15 protein-coding genes and 2 pseudogenes are annotated in these 19,727 nt (G+C 63.4%); 7 read left to right on the plus strand and 10 right to left on the minus strand.

Translation table 11 applies throughout. The annotated features are described in order from the left end of the window. Positions 1-10: 10 nt before the first annotated feature. The 3 genes and pseudogenes from dnaJ to grpE form a co-directional block, all read right to left on the minus strand. Positions 11-1,146: pseudogene (gene dnaJ / locus AAAZ40_RS06770) on the minus strand (molecular chaperone DnaJ). Positions 1,147-1,264: 118 nt separating this feature from the next. Further along, positions 1,265-3,217 carry a molecular chaperone DnaK gene (gene dnaK, locus AAAZ40_RS06775; protein ID WP_476659651.1) on the minus strand — a complete coding sequence of 651 codons (1,953 nt, stop codon included), beginning with the start codon at positions 3,215-3,217 and terminating at the stop codon, positions 1,265-1,267. 118 nt (positions 3,218-3,335) lie between these two features. Continuing rightward, positions 3,336-3,926 carry a nucleotide exchange factor GrpE gene (gene grpE / locus AAAZ40_RS06780; protein ID WP_476659652.1) on the minus strand — a complete coding sequence of 197 codons (591 nt, stop codon included), beginning with the start codon at positions 3,924-3,926 and terminating at the stop codon, positions 3,336-3,338. 720 nt (positions 3,927-4,646) lie between these two features. Here grpE and AAAZ40_RS06785 point away from each other — a divergent pair. Further along, on the plus strand, positions 4,647-5,453 hold the full coding sequence (locus AAAZ40_RS06785) for an enoyl-CoA hydratase/isomerase family protein (protein WP_476659653.1): 807 nt from the start codon (positions 4,647-4,649) through the stop codon (positions 5,451-5,453). A gap of 96 nt (positions 5,454-5,549) precedes the next feature. Here AAAZ40_RS06785 and AAAZ40_RS06790 read toward each other — a convergent pair whose 3' ends face one another. The 7 genes and pseudogenes from AAAZ40_RS06790 to hsdR form a co-directional block, all read right to left on the minus strand. Beyond that, on the minus strand, positions 5,550-6,107 hold the full coding sequence (locus AAAZ40_RS06790; RefSeq protein ID WP_476659654.1) for a hypothetical protein: 558 nt from the start codon (positions 6,105-6,107) through the stop codon (positions 5,550-5,552). A gap of 26 nt (positions 6,108-6,133) precedes the next feature. After that, positions 6,134-6,285, minus strand: a pseudogene (locus AAAZ40_RS06795) (IS3 family transposase); the annotation flags it as partial. A gap of 163 nt (positions 6,286-6,448) precedes the next feature. After that, the gene (gene dsr1 / locus AAAZ40_RS06800; protein WP_476659655.1) at positions 6,449-10,252 is read right to left on the minus strand and encodes an anti-phage defense-associated sirtuin Dsr1; all 3,804 of its coding nucleotides are present in this window, start codon (positions 10,250-10,252) and stop codon (positions 6,449-6,451) included. Then, the gene (locus AAAZ40_RS06805; RefSeq protein ID WP_476659656.1) at positions 10,253-11,401 is read right to left on the minus strand and encodes a restriction endonuclease subunit S; all 1,149 of its coding nucleotides are present in this window, start codon (positions 11,399-11,401) and stop codon (positions 10,253-10,255) included. After that, on the minus strand, positions 11,398-12,591 hold the full coding sequence (locus AAAZ40_RS06810) for a PDDEXK nuclease domain-containing protein (RefSeq protein ID WP_476659657.1): 1,194 nt from the start codon (positions 12,589-12,591) through the stop codon (positions 11,398-11,400). The genes AAAZ40_RS06805 and AAAZ40_RS06810 overlap by 4 nt, the downstream gene beginning before the upstream one ends. Beyond that, positions 12,588-14,384, minus strand: coding sequence for a class I SAM-dependent DNA methyltransferase (locus tag AAAZ40_RS06815; protein WP_476659658.1), 1,797 nt, complete (start codon positions 14,382-14,384; stop codon positions 12,588-12,590). Before AAAZ40_RS06815 ends, AAAZ40_RS06810 begins: the two co-directional genes overlap by 4 nt. Before the next feature lie 14 nt (positions 14,385-14,398). Beyond that, on the minus strand, positions 14,399-16,780 hold the full coding sequence (gene hsdR / locus AAAZ40_RS06820) for an EcoAI/FtnUII family type I restriction enzme subunit R (RefSeq protein ID WP_476661708.1): 2,382 nt from the start codon (positions 16,778-16,780) through the stop codon (positions 14,399-14,401). 212 nt (positions 16,781-16,992) lie between these two features. On the opposite strand from hsdR, the gene AAAZ40_RS06825 reads away from it, so the two are divergent. The 6 genes from AAAZ40_RS06825 (at position 16,993) to AAAZ40_RS06850 (ending at position 19,580) form a co-directional block, all read left to right on the plus strand. Next, positions 16,993-17,295: a type II toxin-antitoxin system HigB family toxin gene (locus AAAZ40_RS06825; protein ID WP_476659659.1), complete on the plus strand. Its 303-nt coding sequence runs from the start codon at positions 16,993-16,995 to the stop codon at positions 17,293-17,295. Between the two features lie 18 nt (positions 17,296-17,313). Further along, entirely contained in the window at positions 17,314-17,670 is a 357-nt protein-coding gene (locus tag AAAZ40_RS06830) for a helix-turn-helix domain-containing protein (protein WP_476659660.1), read from the plus strand. A 118-nt stretch (positions 17,671-17,788) separates the two neighbouring features. Then, the gene (locus AAAZ40_RS06835) at positions 17,789-18,040 is read left to right on the plus strand and encodes a type II toxin-antitoxin system Phd/YefM family antitoxin (RefSeq protein ID WP_476659661.1); all 252 of its coding nucleotides are present in this window, start codon (positions 17,789-17,791) and stop codon (positions 18,038-18,040) included. Then, positions 18,037-18,450, plus strand: a complete 414-nt coding sequence (locus AAAZ40_RS06840; protein WP_476659662.1) for a PIN domain-containing protein — start codon at positions 18,037-18,039, stop codon at positions 18,448-18,450. The genes AAAZ40_RS06835 and AAAZ40_RS06840 overlap by 4 nt, the downstream gene beginning before the upstream one ends. A 366-nt stretch (positions 18,451-18,816) precedes the next feature. After that, positions 18,817-19,089 carry a type II toxin-antitoxin system TacA family antitoxin gene (locus tag AAAZ40_RS06845; RefSeq protein WP_476659663.1) on the plus strand — a complete coding sequence of 91 codons (273 nt, stop codon included), beginning with the start codon at positions 18,817-18,819 and terminating at the stop codon, positions 19,087-19,089. After that, positions 19,086-19,580 (plus strand): GNAT family N-acetyltransferase, encoded by a 495-nt coding sequence (locus AAAZ40_RS06850; RefSeq protein ID WP_476659664.1) that lies wholly within the window; start codon positions 19,086-19,088, stop codon positions 19,578-19,580. The genes AAAZ40_RS06845 and AAAZ40_RS06850 overlap by 4 nt, the downstream gene beginning before the upstream one ends. Positions 19,581-19,727 lie beyond the last annotated feature (147 nt).

Consider the following 19,727-nt stretch of genomic DNA (forward strand, 5'->3'; position numbering starts at 1 on the left):
GATCACAGAATCAGGAGAAAAAAGCCTTGGCTTTCTCGAACCAGCCCTTGTCGTTGGGGCTGTGTTTGTTGCCGTTTTTCTGGAACGATTCGTCGAGCTCGCGCAGCAGCCGGCGCTGGTGTTCGGTGAGTTTGACCGGGGTTTCGACATTGACGTGGCAGTACAGATCGCCTGGGTAGCTCGAGCGCACGCCCTTGATGCCGCGCCCGCGCAAGCGAAAGGTCTTGCCGTGCTGGGTGCCTTCGGGGATGTCGATGTGGGCTTTGCCGGTCAGCGTGGGCACGGCGATCTCGCCGCCCAGCGCGGCGGTGGTGATGCTCACCGGCACGTGGCAGTGCAGGTCGTCGCCCTCGCGCTCGAACAGATCGTGCTTGCGCAGCCGGATTTCGATGTACAGATCGCCCGCCGGGCCGCCGTTGCGTCCGGGCTCGCCGTTGCCGCTGGAGCGGATGCGCATGCCGTCGTCGATGCCGGGTGGAATCTTGATTTCGAGCTTCTTGAACTTCTTGACCTTGCCCTGGCCGCCGCAGGCGGTGCAGGGCTCGGGGATGATCTTGCCGCTGCCGTGGCAGTGCGGGCAGGTTTGCTGCACGCTGAAAAAACCCTGCCTCATCTGCACCACGCCGGCGCCGTTGCAGGTCGGGCAGGTCTTGACGCTGGTGCCCGGCTTGGCGCCGCTGCCGTTGCAGGTGCCGCAGTCGTCCCAGCTCGGGATGCGGATTTCGGCGTCCTTGCCGTTGGCCGCCTCTTCGAGCGTGATCTCCATCGCGTACGATAGGTCGCTGCCACGATAGACCTGCCGCCCGCGCCCGGCCCCGGCGCGCTGGCCACCAAAATGTTGCCAAAAATGTCACCGAAGGACTCGGAAAAGCCGCCAAAACCCTCGGCCCCACCGCCGGGGCTGCGCATATTCGGATCGACTCCGGCGTGGCCATACTGGTCGTAGGCGGCGCGCTTTTGCGGGTCGCTCAGCATCTCGTAGGCCTCTTTGGCCTCTTTGAATTTTTCTTCGGCCGCCTTGGCCGCTGCACCCTGATTGCGGTCGGGGTGGTGTTTCATCGCCAGCTTGCGATAGGCTTTCTTGATGTCTTCGTCGCTGGCGCTCTTGGGCACGCCCAGGATCTCGTAAAAATCGCGTTTGGCCATTTGGGTACCCGGTTATTCATGCAGCGCAAACGCCGCGCCCGGGCGGTGCAGGCCCGGAGTCGCGGCGGCGCGCCTGCTGCGTGGCCGCGCACGGGGCGCGGCTGAGCACAGCGGTGGATCAATCCTTCTTGACTTCTTTCACTTCGGCGTCGATCACGTCGTCGGCGGCGGCGCGCGAGCCACCCGCGCCTGCTGCGTCGCCGTCAGCCCCGGCCGCGCCCGCTGCCCCGGCCGCCGCAGCGCTGGCTTGCTGATCGGCGTACATTTTCTCACCCAGCTTCTGGCTGACGCTCATCAGGTCGGCGCTGCGGGCTTCGATGGCCGCCTTGTCCTCGCCCTTGACGGCTTCTTCAGCCGCCTTGATCGAGGCTTCGATGGACTCTTTTTCGGCCGCATCGAGCTTGTCGCCGTACTCTTTCAGGCTCTTGCGCACCGAGCTGACCAAGGCGTCGGCCTGGTTGCGCGCCTGCACCAGCTCCACCTTTTTGTGGTCTTCGGCGGCGTTGAGTTCGGCGTCCTTGACCATTGCCTGGATCTCGGCCTCGGTCAGGCCCGAGTTGGCCTTGATCGTGATCTTGTTCTCTTTGCCGGTGCCCTTGTCTTTGGCGCCGACGTGCAAAATGCCGTTGGCGTCGATGTCAAAGCTGACCTCGATCTGCGGCAGGCCGCGCGGTGCCGGCGGGATGCCCTCGAGGTTGAATTCGCCCAGCAGCTTGTTGCCGGCAGCGATCTCGCGCTCGCCCTGAAACACCTTGATCGTCACCGCCGGCTGGTTGTCGTCGGCGGTGGAGAACACCTGCGCGAACTTGGTCGGGATGGTGGTGTTCTTGCTGATCATCTTGGTCATCACGCCGCCCATGGTCTCGATGCCCAGCGACAGCGGCGTGACGTCGAGCAGCAGCACGTCGGTGCGCTCGCCCGAGAGCACCTGGCCCTGGATCGCGGCGCCCACGGCCACCGCCTCGTCGGGGTTGACGTCCTTGCGCGGCTCTTTGCCAAAGAACTCCTTGACCTTTTCCTGCACCCTGGGCATGCGCGTCATGCCGCCGACCAGAATCACGTCGTCGACCTGGCCCACGCTCACGCCAGCGTCCTTGATGGCGGTGCGGCACGGCGCGATGGTGCGCTCGATCAGTTCATCGACCAGCGCTTCGAGCTTGGCGCGGGTGAGCTTGATGTTGAGGTGCCGCGGGCCCGAGGCGTCGGCGGTGATGTAGGGCAGGTTGAGGTCGGTCTGGGTCGAGTTGGAGAGCTCGATCTTGGCCTTCTCGGCCGCTTCCTTGAGACGCTGCAGCGCCAGCACGTCCTTGGTCAGATCGACGCCTTGTTCTTTTTTGAACTCGGTCACGATGTAGTCGATGATGCGCTGGTCGAAGTCTTCGCCGCCCAGGAAGGTGTCGCCGTTGGTCGAGAGCACTTCGAACTGTTTTTCGCCGTCGAGGTCGGCAATCTCGATGATCGAGATGTCGAAGGTGCCGCCGCCCAGGTCGTACACCGCGATCTTGCGGTCGCCCTTGCCGTGCTTGTCGAGGCCAAAGGCGAGCGCGGCGGCAGTGGGTTCGTTGATGATGCGCTTGACATCCAGCCCGGCGATGCGCCCGGCGTCCTTGGTGGCCTGGCGCTGGCTGTCGTTGAAGTAGGCCGGCACCGTGATCACGGCTTCGGTGACGCTTTCGCCGAGGTAGTCTTCGGCGGTTTTCTTCATCTTGCGCAGGATTTCGGCGCTCACCTGCTGCGGCGCCAGCTTCTTGCCGCGCACCTCCACCCAGGCGTCGCCGTTGTCGGCGCGCACGATGCTGTAGGGCATCAGAGCGATGTCTTTTTGCACCTCTTTTTCTTCAAACTTGCGCCCGATCAGGCGCTTGACGGCATAGACCGTGTTCTTGGGGTTGGTCACGGCCTGGCGCTTGGCCGAGGCGCCGACCAGAATCTCGCCGTCCTCTTGATAGGCGACGATGGAGGGCGTGGTGCGTGCGCCCTCGCTGTTTTCGATCACGCGCGTGCTGTTGCCTTCCATGACCGAGACGCACGAGTTGGTGGTGCCCAGGTCGATGCCGATGATTTTGCCCATGTGTGGCTCCTAGAGTCTGAAATGCTGAAATGAAAACGACTGCAGCACAGATGTGGCCGATGGGCCGGATTTCAAGCGCTGCGGTCTGGCTGTCCGTTTGGGGGGAAAGAAAAACGGCTTATCTGGGGGCCGTGACGGTGACCATGGCCGGGCGCAGCACGCGCTCGGCGATCAGGTAACCTTTTTGCAGCACCGCCACCACGGTGTTGGGTTCTTGCCCGGGGGCCGCGACCACGCCGATGGCTTGGTGCTGGTGGGGGTCGAAGCGCTTGCCGGCCTCGGGTGCGATCGGCTGCACCCTGTGGCGCGCCAGCGCGCTTTGCAGTTGCTGCAGCGTGGCCTCGGCCCCTTGGCGTATCTGTTGCGCCGTGGCCTCTTGCACCGCCAGCCCGGCTTCCAGGCTGTCGAGCACCGGCAGCAGGCTTTCGGCAAAGGCTTCGACGGCAAATTTGCGCACTTTGCTCACTTCTTCGTCGGTGCGCCGACGCAGGTTTTCCATCTCGGCCTTGCTGCGCAAATACTGCTCGGCCAGTTCGGCATTTTGGGCTTGCAGTCGCGCCAGCTCCAGCGCCTGGTTGGTTTGCATGGCGGCAGCGTCGGCGGCCGCAGCGGCCTCGGCTTCTTCGGGCGAAACCGGAGCGTCGGCGGCGCTGGGCTCGGGGGCACTGGGTTCGGGGCGTTGGTAGGTGGGGTCTGAATGGGCTGACATGGCGGCTGGTGCGGGGTGGTGTGGCGCGCGACGCGGCTTTGGTGCAAGTAAAAGGTGGGAGCGAGTGGCTCTGCCTGAGTATGGGGCGCGGGATCGCGCTTTCAAGGGCCAGAGGGCAAAAATCCCGACTGGGCGCGGGCAGGTTTTGCTCCAGCCGCGCCGATTGTGCCCTAAGGGGCGGGGCAGGGCAAATCGAAAACCGTCCTCAGACCACGATTTTCTCGCGCGCGCGGGGGCGGCGGCGGGCGGGCCGGATGCGTTCTTGCTTAGGCGTCCTGCGGCCGCAATGGCGCTGCGAACGCACCCGGCCCGCCCGCCGCCGCCAGGGGTCGCCGCCAAGGGGGCGGGTGCGCACTTGCTTGGGCGTCCTGCGGCCGCAATGGCGCTGCGAACGCACCCGGCCCGCCCGCCGCCGCCAAGGGGGCCGGGTGCGCTCTTGCTTAGGCGTCCTGCGGCCGCAATGGCGCTGCGAACGCACCCGGCCCACCCGCCGCCGCCAAGGGGGTCGGATGCGCACTTGCTTGGGCGTCCTGCGGCCGCAATGGCGCTGCGAGCGCACCCGGCCCGCCCGCCGCTGCCAAGGGGGCGGATGCGCTCTTGCTTAGGCGTCCTGCGGCTGCAATGGCGCTGCGAGCGCACCCGGCCCGCCCGCCGCCGCCAAGGGCCGCCGCCAAGGGCCGGAACGCGGGCTATGATGCGTGGCGCACACCAATGCCTGCCATGCCGCCCGACCACGCCCACGCCTCCGACTGGCCCGCCGCCTCCAGCCCCATGTTGCACATCGAGGCTGGAGTGGCCACCCTGACCCTGAACCGCCCGGCGCAACGCAACAGCCTGAGCGATGCCGACTTGCAGGTGCTGTTGCAGCACCTGGCCAGTGTGGAGGCCGATGAAGGCGTGCGCGTGCTGGCGCTGGCGGCGCGGGTGCAGCCGCAGCGGCCGGTGTTCAGCGCCGGCTACCACATGGGCGGCTTTGAGGCCGATGCCAGCCAAGGGCCGCAAGGCTTTGAGCGCGTGTGTGCAGCGCTGGCGCGCGTGCGCCCGGTGACGCTGTGCGCGCTCAATGGCAGCGTCTATGGCGGCGCCACCGATTTGGCGCTGGCGTGCGATTTTCGGCTCGGGGTGCAGGGCATGGAACTGCGCATGCCGGCGGCCGCCCTGGGGCTGCATTACTGCGCCGGCGGTTTGCAGCGTTTTGTGGCGCGGCTCGGGCTGGGTGCGGCGCGGCGCATTTTCTTGCTGGCGCAACCCTTGAGCGCCGACGAACTGCTGCGCCTGGGCTACCTCGATGCCTTGGTGGCACCCGAGGCGCTGGCCACCGAGGTGGCGCGCTGGTGCCACCACCTGGCGCAACTGGCTCCACTGGCTTTGCAGGGCATGAAGCAAAGCCTACAAGAAATCGCCTTGGGCGAGCACAACACCACGGGCTGGTGCGAACGCGAGGCCCGCACCCAGCGCAGCGCCGACTTTGCCGAAGGGCGCGCCGCCTTTGCGCAGCGGCGCCCGGCGGTGTTTCTGGGGCGCTGAATTGGGTGGCACGCGTGCGGGTTGCCGCAGCTCAAGCACCCAGATGGCGGCCCGCAGGCACGGATGGTTCAAGATGAATCCGCCGCTGGCGCTGTTTCATGCGCTACCCGCCAACCCGGCCTCGGCCCAGAAGTGGTCAAAGTCATCGCCGACGCCCCAACCGACGCTGTGCCCGAGCTGGCGCACCAGGTCGAGCCTAGCCAGCAAAGCCGCTTGCTGCGCTTTGGGCAAGGCCAGCACGTATTTCAGCGCCTGTTGGAACATCCGCACCAGGGCGTCAAAAAAGCCTGCGTCGTCGATGCCGCAACCGGCCAGAAAATCGAACACTTGCTCGCAGTAGAACACGGTGAGTTCGGCCAAGCCCTCGGGCTGGCCCAGCGCCTTCTTGTAATCGCTGATCGCCTTCTTGGCCTTGCTGACCGAGATGGGACGGCGATAGTCCGGCGGGTTGATCCAGCAGATGATCGCGTCCTTGTAGGGCTGCAGCGGATCGGCGCCCAAGCCAAAGCGGGCGTGCAGAAACGCCTTGTTGTCCTTGCTGGCCGCGTACAGGTCTTGCACCAGCCCCAACAGGCCGGCGCGGTCGAAGTCGGCCAACTTGGTTTTGACGTCACTCCAACCGGGAGTGGCTTGGGTGGGTTTTTTCGTTGCCATGGCAATCCCGCCGGAATCAGGGGCGTTCAGAAGTAGGGCTGTGCGGTCATGGCCAACCGCTGTTTCGGGGTGTGATGCCGCCCAAGGCCATGTTCGGGCGTTGGTGATTGTATTGATGCATCCATTCCCAGATACGCGTTCCCAGATGCGCGTTTTGCTGTGGCTTGCCTGGCTTGATGCGCTGGTTCAGCTCCAAGTATCGATAAAAACGATATAATCGATATATAGGCTTGTGATTCTATCCAAAGTGCGAACAGGCGCGAATTCCAGCGAGCTTGCGGGTGCGGGGACCAGTTATCCGGGATTTTCGGATAACTGACGCATGCCACAAAGACACCACATCAGCCCCGCCCATGCAGGCGAAGGTACGCCATCAACCGTTCAAAGCGCGGATCAGCCTCGAGTTCCGGTGCGGCTATGCGCATCGCGTCAAGGCAGGCGCCGAGGTCACTGGGCGGCCATTGGGTTTGATCCCCTATCACCAGACTCAGGAAGTCCAGTGCCTGTTCCGGAAACTTGCCGCAGAGACCTGCTTCGCGTAGCCGATGCACCAGATCGTTCGGGTGGGCCGGTGGTTGCAACCAGGCGCGCAGCAGCGTCAAGGCCTCGGGGAACGCATCCTGAGCTGCCACGCAAAGGCGGCCGAGGCTTTCGGCGATGGCAGGTGAAACCTTGTCTCGCGTCTTGGGCCAGATGGCATGCAGATACGGTGCAACCCGGTTTGTCCAGTAGTCGGCCCGTTGTTCGCCAGCAGCCTCCAGCGCTCTCACCAATGCCTGTGCTGCATCGTGCAAACCATTTGGTGGCAGTGCGCGAGTGGCGGCCGCCAGCTCGGCGGTGGTGAAGGTTTCACCCGGATCGAGGGCGGCGAATGTCAGCAGCGATGCGTACTGCCCGTCGTGCTTGCCCAAAGCCGCATAGTGGCGCGCGGTGTCGAGGAAGGCCGGCTTGAGCAATTCCATCAGTGGGCGGTGCAGGCGCGCTGACCGCAGGAGGCCTCTCCACACCGCACGTGCTTCGGCTTCCGAGCGCTGCCAGTCGAAAAGCGGCAACAGGTGTCGCGTAGCCCAATCCCCGTCGACGCGGAACAACGCGATGACATGGGCCGCCAGCAAGACGCGGCCATGCCGAAATTTGTCGATCCGGGTATCGCAAAGCTCGGTGAACGTGGGCTTGATCTCTTCCGGCAGGCCTTGTCCATCCTCCAGCGAGCGTCGATACCACCAGCGCAGAAGTGCCTCGGTGACGTGCCCCACGGGGTGGTTGATGGCGCGCATGACGGGGTCGTCGGTATCGACGCCGCCCTGATGATCTTGCGCCAGGATACGGCGAGCGAGCACGAAAAAGAGGGTTTCGTGGCCTTCGAAGGTCTTGGCGATGGACTGCAGCCACCAGCTCACACCATGGTCGAGCGTCTGCAGTACCTCGTCAGGTGCGGTGGCCAAGATCGGCGCCATGTAACGCCAGGAGCGACTTTGCAGCGCCTCATCTGACCACGCCTTTAAAGCATCCCGCCAGCGATCGTTTGGCCAAATATTCTGTCTTGCCAGATGACACAAGGCGTATGCCGTAGCTTGGAAGCTATCTTTGCACCGCTCTCGCCAGTCATCTTCTTTGGATTCGGACAGCACCGGGTTTGCGATCAAGTAATTCAATACTCCGCGCCTGCTGCGAGGTATTGATACGAAATCCCGCCATGGATCCCTGTCACCGACCCAGCCACTCTCTATCCAGTAAGGAAACTCATCGCGCTGATCCTCTGCCAGCTTCCACTCCGGATACTGTGCCGAAAGCCCGCTGAGTCGGGCACCGCCTTCAGCACCCAAGGCCGCGCCGGCGTCAGCCATTTTTGCCAGCCGCAGCCAGATTGCGCGTTCCACGATACGGGTCCAGCGCTCCGGTTCGATGTCGTCCTTGAACATGTCGCGTGGAGGACCGGCGAGCACAGCCTGTTCCAGTTCCCGCAGCATCACCGCATCGAGGTGCGGCGCCATCGCCACCAGCAGGCGCATGGCCTCCCGTTCGGTTGCCACCGACCACAGCCACCAGTGATCGTCCGCCAGCAACCAGTCGAGCGCTTGGCGTTTGGGGATCACGTTGCCCTGTGCGGCAGCAAAGAAGGCGAGGCGCCGGAACAGCGGATAGGGCGTGTGCCACCAGGTCTGCGCCATGAGCGCTGCCCGCGCCGGCGATTGCGCAGCCGTGGCGAGCCACGCATCCCGGGTCAGATCGATCAACGCGGTCCAGTCGTGGAAGTCCCGGTTCTGCGGGTGCTCACTGATCGAGGGCTGGTGCCTAAAGGACAGATCGCTCCTGTCCCCGGCACCGTCAAGCTCGCGCATCAAATCAAGCGCGTCGCGCAACAGGGCGCTGAAATCGGACAGCAGTTCCGGCAATGCGGCGGTCCAGCGCTCATCCTCGGGCAGATCGCGCAGGCTGGAATGGACGTGATCCGTCGACAGCACGATCTCCCATTCCACCAGATCCTTGATGCGCTCTGGCTCGCGGCTTTCTCCGTCCTCAGCGGACAAGCGGAACGGCTCGCGCAACGATACGCGCGGTGACAGCATCTCGCGCAGTTCCAGGCGCAGGGTAGCGGTGAGCCCATCGCGCCTGAAGCGGTCGCGCCAGCGGTACAGGTTGAAGTCGCGCAGCCACGATTTCACGCGCCCGGTCAGCAGCAGCCGCCAAAGGGTGCGCATCAGCGGGCCGGGGATCGCGTTGGGTGCGCCCTCACGAATACGCGCCAACTTGGTGATGTTGCCGTCGCGTTCCAATTTGGCCAGGTAGCTAAGCCGTTCTTCTATCAGCTGGACGAGATGTTCATGAAGCTGCCCTCCGTGCTTGACCGACCAAAGCAGCAGGGCCGGGTCATCCAGATGACGGATCATCCAGCTTGCCAAATGCTCCATCACCTTGTCCCAGCGGCTGCCGCGCGCACCGGCATCGACGACACACATCAACGGCGCGAGCGGATACGGCGAAGGTCGGCGGGTCAGGCTGAAGGCGAGCGTGTCATCTACGGTCGCCCTGGGCGGGACACCGAAGCGGCCCAAGTCGGCATGCCGGTAGCGGTCCTCGCTCAGCGGCTCCAGCCAATCCAGCGACGGCACCGGGTCAAGCTCGGCAAAACGCTTTGCGGGCAGGCCTTCCCGATCGCTCAGCGCCCAAAGCATGCGGGGAATGAAGTAGTCCTGTTTCGTGGTCTTCATCGGTCGAGCGATGGTGCATTCGACTACGATATGTTCCTTGCTGCGCACGCCGTCGCGATAGGTCTCGGCCCAGGCGCGCAGGGTCTTGTGCAGATAGGCATGCCGGTTGTGCTCGCGGTAGAGAATGGGCGTGACGTTCTTGGTACGCCATTCGTTGATCCGTTCCTCTTCCTTGCCTTTGGAGAAACTGCCGAAGGCGAACATCTCCGGCGGCGACTCGCCCAGCAGACGGTCGGCAGCCAAGGCATCCATCATGTAGCGCAGCACCAGGTCGTTGAGGCTGTAGCCGACGAAGCACACGGTGTAGTTGCGGAACAACTCGCTAGCGAAACGGGCTGCCCAGCGCTCGGTGAGATAGGCCAGGCCGAAATCGCCGCTTGAGACGACCAGCCGGTCCAGTTCGCTCGCGGTCGGCGCAGCGCTGAGCAGGCCATGCAGGTACACCAGGCCATCCCAGCGATTCTTGGGCACAGGCAACAGTGGGGCCTTGAAACGCTCGATGGACAGCGACTTCGCGGCAATCACCTCCTCGAACAGGCGGTCGAAGTTGGTGGTGACGAGGCGGGTGTGGCCGGTGCGACACTTGCTCAGTGTCAGCAACGACTCATGGGTCACCATCGCGTTTTTGGCGGTGAGATTCGGGGTGAGAATTTCAGCGAGCGCCTTCCGAACAAGGGCCTCTTTGCGACGGCCGACGATGTTGTCTTCCAGCAAGCCGATGGCGGTATCGAAATGCCCGGCCTTGATCGCCGACTGCTGCACCGCAGTGGGCGTGACCGCCAGGGCTGAATAGACCTTCTTCACCAGCCCGGCGAAGCCCGGCAGGCGCGCCGGGTAGGAAATGCCTGCGCCGCAGAAGAACACGACGCGACCATCTTCGTGCGCCTGCAGCAGGCGCTCGGGGATGTCGGGGCCGTGGCGGACGAACTGCATTCAGTGGGCCTCGGAAAACACGCGTTCCAGCGTCGCCGGGATCAGTGCGTCGTTGGCTTGGCGGATGGTGGCGTGGCGGGCTTTGAGTTCTGCCACTTTGGTTTGTAAGGTTTCGAAAGTTCGCTGCGTGGCGAGGGATGGAATCGGAACCTCAATCGCCATCAGCTTTTCGAGACCCAGTGTCCGGTTTCTGCCTGCTCCGCCAGGCGATGCCTCGCCAATCTTTCCCAGACCGTCATCGGTGAGGAAGTAGTAGCGCAGGAACTCCGGCGAAGTGATATCGGGATCAACGCGACAGGTAATGAAGCGATGAGAGCCGAAGCGGCCCGCATTCTCCGGCTGAGCAACGGCGATGGCACCTTCCCAAGCGAACACGTTGGAGAAGAGAAGGTCACCGGGTTCGATGCTGAACAGTCGTTTGGTACCCACACCGGCGCCGGAGAGTGGCGGCTTGTGGAACGTGCCTTTGCCAAAGGAGCGGATTCCCAGCTCCGGATAGCTGCCTTCAAGTTCGATGGCAATTTCCCTCCGCACCAATGGTGCCACCTCGGCCATCGGCCGCACGGGCGCACCGGCAATGGCGTCACGAAAGCGCACGGCGAGCAACCGGTCGGCGTCGCGCTCGATGGCGTCGAGGTGTTCGTTGACCTGCCGAACCTTGTAGGCCAGTGTATCGAGACGGCTGACAAGGGCTTGTTGTTCGGCAAGCGGCGGCAGTGGAATCCGAATTGCCAAGAACTGGCTCGGCTTGATCCGGTTCTTCCCGCTCGTGCCTTGTGCCTTCTCATCACAAAGATTCCAGAAACCACGCCATTTCGTGATAAGTCGTATCCATCGCGGGTCTGTCCGGCCCTTGTCCAGCGCAAATGTCGGAAACTCCCCGCTGACATGGGTTCCTGCGAGTTCTTGTGTGGCTACTGCCACGCTTCCGTTCCTGGCCCAGATCTTGTTGACGACCAGATCGTTAGCTTCGATTCGGTTGAGCTTGGAATACTTGGTGTCGGCACCGTCGATTGTCTCGCGCTCGTAAGCACCTTCTCCCCAAAGACGAACGCCCAGCTGGCGATAAGCCGTTCCCGCAGTTGGCGTTACGAATCGCTCAACGGAGATGCACACATCCCCCAACGCGACTTTGGGCCACGCCTTCATACGCTGCCCTCCGCATCGCCACCACGCGCAATCCGCCGCACTTCCAGCTTACGCCGCGTTTTTTCCAGTTCTTCGGCCAGCAATTTTTCATCCGGCAGCGCCGTCCGGTATTCAGCCGTCAGCACCTTGTTGGACAAACCTTCGAGCGTGTAATGCGCTTCGTTGCTGCCTTTGCCTGCGCACAGGATCAGCCCGATGGGCGGGTTTTCGCCGGGCTTCATCCAGTGCTGGCGGGCGTAATTGAGGTACATGTGCATCTGCCCGGCATCGGCATAACTGAACTGGCCAACTTTGAGATCGATGACCAGCAGGCACTTCAAGCTGCGGTGAAAGAACAAGAGGTCGATGCGATACCAGTTGTCGTCCAAACGCAGGCGACGCTGACGGCCCACGAAAGAGAAGTCGTCGCCCAGCTCCAGCAGGAAGTCGGCAAGGTGCTGGACCAGTGCGTCCTCAAGGTCGGATTCGGAATACTCGTCTTTGAGATTGAGGAACTCCAGCACGAAGGGGTCTTTGATGGCCTGCTCGGGGGTGAGGGCGTCACCGGGTTCGGCCACTTCCCCCTTTTGGAGCATCGCCGCCTTGTTGTGCGAGAGGGCGATGCGTTCGTAAAACTGGCTGTTCACCTGCCGGTCGAGCTGGCGCACCGACCAGCCGCAACGCAGCGTTTCGGTTTCGTAGAAGGCACGAGCCTGCGGGTTTTTGACCGAAAGCAGGCGCACATAGGCCGACCAAGGCAGCGGGAAGGCTTGGGCCAGTGCAGATAGATCCGGGGATTGCCCAGACGCCGTCTGGAGAATTGGTGCAGCGGTCGATTTGGCAGACAGCGTCTGCGCAATCTGAGGCGCGGCAGATTTGCCAGACAGTGTCTGGCAAATCTTGTCCGTGGGCCAAGCCAGATAAAACAGACGCATTTGCTGCAAATTTTGCCGACTAAAGCCACGCCCGAAAAGGGCTGTCAAATCGGTTGCCAAGCGAGCAAGCAGCGCTTCACCATACTCGGCCCGATCTCTGCCGCCCTGTTCAAACTCGACAATGCGCCGCCCGATCTCCCAATAACTGGCCGTCATCAGGGCATTGACGCTGCGTGCAGCGGCGCGGCGGGCAGCCTCCAACAGCGCGACGATGTCGCCATGAACGGCAGCGTAGTCTGCCTGATCCAGAATGGCTGGCGTGCTGCGATCGGTCATGCCTGTACCTCGGCTACCAAGGCTTCGATCTCGCCCAAGAGGCGCATGACTTCAGCCTCGTGGCTGCGCATGACGGCGATCAGGTCTTTGGGATCGGCATGTTCCAGCTCGGCCTTGGCGTTCGGATTTTTCAGATCCAGGTTGAAGATCGGCCAGTACAGGGCGTCGCCCTCGGCTTGTGCTGCCTTGGCGGCCTGCTCGTGGGCAGATTGTTCATTCTTGAGTGCCTTCAGGCGGTCTTGCAGCTCTGCCTTCTGGCCGTTGGCGGCGGCCTGAATGGCCTGCTCCAATTCCCGAATGGGTTTGCCCAGGGCAATGGTGGCATTGCGCTGGCTTTCGGCCCGTTGCCAGTGCGGTGTGGCGGCGTCGATGGCGGCGGCGCGCTTGGCGGCGAAGTCCACGCGCCAGGACTGCGGCCCTTCCTTGCGGGCGTGCCACCAGTCGAGCACCGGCTGAAAGGCCTCGAAGGGCAGTGGCGCGGTCTTGCTGTATTTCTTGCGGCCCTCGGGCTGGGGCAGTTCGTAGTACCAGATCTCGTCAGTGGGGCCACCGCGCTGGAAGAACAGCAGGTTGGCCGGGATGTCGGTGTAGGGCGCGAACACGCCTTGCGGCAGGCGCACGATGGTGTGGAGCTTGAATTCCTTGAGCAGCTCCTCTTTGATGACGGCGCACACGCCATCGCCAAACAGCGTGCCGTTGGGCACGACGACGGCGGCGCGGCCTCCCTGCTCGGTGCCATGCCCGGCATAGCGCAGCTTGCGCATGATGTACTGCAGGAACAGCAGCGCGGTTTCGGCCGTCTGCATGTTGGCCGGGAAGTTGGCCTTGATGCCGGCTTCTTCCTCGCCGCCGAAGGGCGGGTTGGTGAGGATCACGTCCACCCGCTCGCTGTGGCCGATCTCGGTGATGCGCCGCTCCAGTGTGTTGCCGTAGGCGATCTGCGGCGCTTCCAACCCGTGCAGCAGCAGGTTCATCTGCGCCAGCATATAGGGCAGCGGCTTGGCCTCCTGGCCATAGAGGGTGTCGCGCTGCAGGGTGCGGCGCTGGTCCGGATTGGTCACCTGCTGGGCAATGTGGTCGTAGGCTTCCACCAGAAAGCCGCCGGTGCCGCAGGCCGGGTCGAGCACGGTCTCGCCCAGGCGCGGGTCGGTGACCTGCACCATGAAACGCACGACCGGGCGCGGGGTGTAGAACTCGCCCGAGTCGCCAGCTGCGTCGCGCATCTCGCGCAGCATCGATTCGTACAGGTGCGAGAGGGTGTGGATTTCCTCGCTGCTGCTGAAGTGAATACCGTTGATCTTGTTGATGATGTCGCGCAGCAGGTAGCCGCTGACCATGCGGTTTTGCACGCCACGAAACACGTTGGCGATGACCTCGCGCTGGCTGCCTTTCTCGCCGCTGCCGGCCAGGCCGCGCAGATAGGCGAACAGGCCCGCGCCGCGCGAGCCGTCGGCGCGGTGGCATTCGTCCTGGTTGATGAAGGCCAGCAGTTCGTCGCCGGTCAGGCCGTCCTCGCGTGCGGCCCAGTCGCGCCAGCGGTAGGGGGGCTCGATGATGGGGTGGTAGGGCTTGCCGTCGATCTCCGCTTCTTCCTCATGCACGACTTCGAGGTCGTCGAGGAACTTGAGAAACATCACCCAGGTAAGCAGCGGCAGGCGGTCGACGTCGCCATTGAGGCCCTTGTCCTTGCGCAGGATCTTGCGGGCGCTGCCGATCAGCGCCGACAGGTTGTCGCGCGTGGTCAGCGGTGCCTTGGCACGTTTGCTTCGGGTCTTCTTTTCGGTTGCGGCCATTCAGGAGGTTCTCGTCATTGGTAAAGGGCCGTCTGCAGGCGCGAGACGGCTTCCTTGAAGGGTTTGATGCCGCCGAAATGCTGGTTGGCGATTTCGGAGGGGCTGCCGAAGCGGTCGAAGGGTTGCACCTTCATCAGCTCGGACAGGGCGTTGAACTGGATGATGCCGCGTTCGATGTACTTGTCGAGCAGCAGCGTGAGGATTTCGCGGGCTGCACCGCCGTACTGGCCGAACAGATCCTGCGCTGCCTTTCTGGCCTGTTCCGCGCGTTGGCGGCGGGTGAGCAGCGGCGCGTTCCAGGCCAGATGGCACAGCAGATCGAAGGGGTCGGCATCGGGCTGGTCGGCGCTGGCCGCCAGCTCCTCGAAGCTGATGCCGCGCTCGGTCAGCTCACGCAGCACTTCGGTGCGGGTGTCGGAGCTGGCCCAGGCGGATTGCAGCGCATCGCGGCTCGGGTACAGGGTCCGAACGGTGCGGCCCGAGTATTCGGTGTATTTGACCACTTGCAGTTTCTTGCCGTCGGTGTCGAGGTCGTAGACTAGGTGGCCGATCACCTCGACGTCGCCGCCGTCGACGTAGAACTTGCGTGGCTCCTCCGGCGTCTCGGTCAGGATTTCGCCCTGGCCTTCGTCGGTGTTCGTGGCATCTACGGTGTAGTCGGCCGGCGGTTCCACGCCGGGGGGCGTTTCAATGACCGACTCGACGGTTTCGCCAGCCTCATCGATGGTTGCTTCCTCGATGCGCGCGGGATCGCCATCGAAATCCGGATCGGCAAAATGCTGGGTGGCGGTGCCGGTGAAGTCGATGATGTTGAAGTATTCCTTGCCGTAATCGACCTTCAATCGCGTGCCGCGCCCGATGATCTGCTTGAACTCGGAGCGGGAGCCGACCACGCGCGCCAGCACCACGTTCTTGACCATCTCGGCGTCGACGCCGGTCGTAAGCAATTGCGAGGTGGTCAGGATCACTGGCGAGGGTTTGTCCACGTCCCGAAAATGCTCGAAGTGAGTCAGGCCAATGGCACCTTCGTCGGCGGTGACGCGGCAGACGTAGTCGGGGTATTGCTTGACCAGATCGCTGTTGAGGTTGACCAGCTCCTGGCGCATTTCGGCTGCGTGCTCCTGATCGACGCAGAACACGATGGTCTTTGCGAAGCGGTCGGTGCCCTTGAGGAAGTCGGCGAGGTGCTTGGCAATGGCCTGGGTGCGCGCACGCAGCGCGATGATGCGCTCGAAATCCTTGGTCTGGTACTCGTCGTCCGGCACCGGGCGACCGAAGCGGTCGAGTTCGTCCTTGGACGGTCGCCAGCCGGCGGCATCCACCGTGGTGATCACGCGATGCACGCGATAGGGCGCGAGAAAGCCATCCTCGATGCCCTGGCGCAGGCTGTAGGTGTAGACCGGATTGCCGAAGTATTCGTAGCTGTCGCGCGATTCCTCGCGCAGCGGCGTGGCCGTCATGCCGAACTGCACGGCGGGCGCGAAGTGATCGAGTACCGCACGCCAGTTGCTGTCGTTGCGGCTGGAGCCGCGATGGCATTCGTCGATGATGATCAGATCGAAGAAGTCCGGCCGGTACTGGCGGAACACGTCTTCGTTGGCGGTGGACAGCGCCTGATAGAGGCCGAAGTACATGTCCCGGCTCTGACTCACGTCGCCTCCGGCGATCTTGTGGCGCGCATCACCAAAGGGCGCGAACATCTTGGCCATCGGGTCATCGACCAGGATGTTGCGGTCGGCCAGGAACAGGATCTTCGGGCGCCGGTATTCGCCGGTGCGGTTCCAGCGGCTGTTCCACAACTTCCAGCACAGCTGAAACGCCACGCAGGTCTTGCCGGTGCCGGTGGCCAGCGTGGCGAGCACGCGCTTTTGGCCAAGCAGGATGGCCTCGATCACTCGGTTGATCGCGATCTGCTGGTAGTAGCGCGGCACCTTGCCCGAAACCAGGTTGAAGGGTTCGAGCAGGTGGGGTGTGGCCGGATCGGGCAGCGCGGTGGCGGCGGTCAGCCGCTGCCAGAGTTCGGCGGGCGTGGCAAAGCGATCCACCTCGCGCTCGGTGCCGGAGGTATAGTCGATCTCGATGAGCCGATGGCCGTTGGTGGCGTAGGCGAACTTCAGGCCGAGCATCTCGGCGTATTCTTTGGCCTGCTGCACCCCAGATTCCGCCGGCAGCCCCAGTTCTTTCGCTTCCACGACGGCCAGTGGATAGTCGCGCCGGTAGTACAGCAGGTAGTCCGCACGTTTCTGCTTGCCACGGCGCACACGCCCGCCGGTGACGATGATGCGGCCATTGGTGAAGGTACGCTGCTCGCCGATCACGTGCGGCGCATTGCCCCATCCGGCCTCGACGAGCTTGGGTGTGACCAGCTCGCGGCAGGTGTCGGCCTCGGTCATGATCTGTGTCGTTGCCGTCATCGAGGCTGCCTGTTCTGTTTGTGAGTCATCGCCGCTACGGCATGTTGGGGAGCGGTGTTTGGCCCATCGCTTTGGCTCGGGCATCTTACATGAGTCAAAACAATTCCGACCCTCCTCGCATCCTTGCGCAGCAGCAAGAGTTGCTGCTCGCGCAGCGGCGCGAATAGTCCCAAAATGGGACTATACTGCAAGCCATGCGAGTGATTGCCGTGTCCACCCTTCGAGCCTTCTGGGAGCGCCATCCAGACGCCGAGCAGCCGCTGAAGGCCTGGTACGAGGAAGCCACGAGTGCGACCTGGAGCCAGCCCGCTGACATCAAGGCGCAGTACCGCAGCGCCAGCGTGCTGAAGAACCGTCGCGTGGTGTGCAACATCAACGGCAATGACTACCGGCTGATCGTGGCCGTTGCCTACAAGTTGCAGATCGTCTACCTGAAGTTCGTCGGCACCCACAAGGAGTACGACGCAGTGGACGCAGCAACCATCGATTCGGCCTGACCGGCCACGGAGGAAAACATGGACATCCGCCCCATCCGCACCGAAGCCGACTACAAGGCCACGCTCGAGGAGATTTCGGCCTTGATGGAATCCGACCCTGATCTGGGCACGCCGGAGGGTGATCGCCTGGACATCCTGGCCACGCTGGTGCAAGCCTACGAGGCCAAGCACGTGCCCATCACTGCGCCTGATCCGGTCGAAGCCATCAAATTCCGCATGGAGCAGAGTGGTCTGTCCGTCAAAGACCTCGAGCCCATCATTGGCAAGAGCAACCGCGTTTACGAAGTCCTGAACCGCAAGCGCCCACTGACGCTGGCCATGATCCGACGACTGCACAAGAGCCTGGGCATCCCGGCCGATGTGCTGATTGACTGACAACGGCTACACGCTGTGCCAAAATTCGCACACCTGTTCCGACCCCGTTCTGGTGATGGTTTTGGATCTGAAACGGCTAAACTTCTGACCAGACTGGTTGAATTGATTGGGGGCACCTATGCGCACCTGGCAAATCCAAGAAGCAAAAACCCACCTGTCCGAGCTTGTCCGGGACACGGGGCGGGCCGGACCGCAGGCGATCACCTGGCATGGCCGCGAGGTCGCGGTGGTGCTGTCCTGGGCCGAATACGAACGCTTGACTGGCGCGGGCCAATCGCTGGTCGATTTCATGCAGCGCTCGCCGCTGTTCGATAGCGATGACATCGATCTGCGCCGGGATGCCAGCACGACCCGCGAGGTGCTGCTTTGAGTTACCTGATCGACACCAACGTGCTGTCGGAACTGCGCCGCCGCGATCCCGATGCCAGGGTGGTGCGCTGGATGTCCGAGCGCCCGGCCAGCACGCTCTACCTTTCTGTCCTGACGCTGGGTGAGTTGCGCAAGGGCATCGAGGGCCTGCCTGAAGGAGATCGCAAGCGCCGCCTGCTCGACTGGCTGGAGGTTGACCTGCCAACTTTCTTCGCCGGACGCATCCTGCCTGTCGATGCCGCCGTAGCGGATCGCTGGGGGCGTCTGATGGCACAGGCTGGACGCCCGTTGCCCGCCATCGACAGTCTGCTGGCGGCTACTGCGCTGACCCATGGTTTGATGCTGATCACGCGCAACCTCAAGGATTTTCAACACCCGGATCTGCCGCTGCTGGACCCTTGGCTTACATGAGGCTGCCGGGCCAGCCCGCAGTGCGGCGCGTCTGAGACGGCCAACACTGGGGGAACAGGCAAAAAAACCCCAACCGATGAGGGTTGGGATTTTGGGTAGGTGGTGGTGGAACGCGGAACCGAACCCGCGTCCGTCATCTGAATCGTAGTCCGTCCGCAAGTCTCCAGTCCCGGATTTGGATCATTTGGCCGTTTCCGTGGACATTCGTCCGAACTGGAACAACCCCGGAGAGCAAGTTTTCAAGCGTCGTACTGGCTACCAGTCGGCTCCCGCACCTGCGGCATGTGACGCGCCGCGTATTGACAACGGCTACACGGTGCGCCACAATCCGTGTATCTTTTGTGTATGCGCGAATAGAAGAAACCCATGCGTGACGCCGCCATCAATCTGCGGGCCTTGCCCGAACAGCGCGATCTGATCGATCACGCGGCCAGCCTACTTGGCAAGAACCGCTCGGACTTCATGCTCGAAGCGGCCTGCGAGCGCGCGCAGTCCGTGGTGCTGGATCAGGTCTTTTTCAGCCTGGACGCCGACAAGTTCAAGCAGTTCACCGCGCTGCTCGACGCACCTCCTAGCCCCAACCCCGGGCTTGAACGTCTCATGGCCGTCAAGGCACCCTGGAGCGCCGGCGCGGCATGAGCTTGCTCTTGAGCGCACCGATTCCGCTCGCCGCCGCCCACATTCTGGACGATTTCGCTTGCGGTGAAGCCAGTCTCGATGAATGGCTCAAGCGCCGGGCACTGACCAACCAATTGAGCGGTGCCAGCCGCACCTTCGTTGTCACGGACAGGCAAGGGCGCGTCTACGGCTACCACGCGCTGGCCGCAGGCGTGGTGGCACATCAGGCGGCAAGCAGCAGCGTGCGCCGCAACATGCCCGATCCAGTGCCCGTGATGGTTCTGGCCCGGCTGGCCGTCGACCATCGGGCGCAGGGCATCAAGCTTGGAGCATCCCTGCTGCAGGACGCCGTCGGTCGTGCGGTGAGCGTTGCGCAGCACGCCGGTGTCCGGGCGCTGCTCGTCCACGCCCTCCACGACCGCGCCAAGCAGTTCTACGAGCACTACGGCTTCCAGGCGTCACCGCACCATCCGATGACGCTGATGCTGCGCTTGAACTCCGTCAAGGCTTGACCCAGCCTGCGGCATATGCCGAGCTTGGCTTTCACGCAGGCCTTCAAAGCAGCTGGCATCGGCGAGTGCCGTCGGGGCCGAGGCTGCTCCGGCCAACAGCAGGTTGCACAGTTGCAGGCGTTCGGAGGAACCCGCACAAGTATGCGG

It is taken from the genome of Serpentinimonas sp. SMBJO2 (assembly GCF_056341105.1).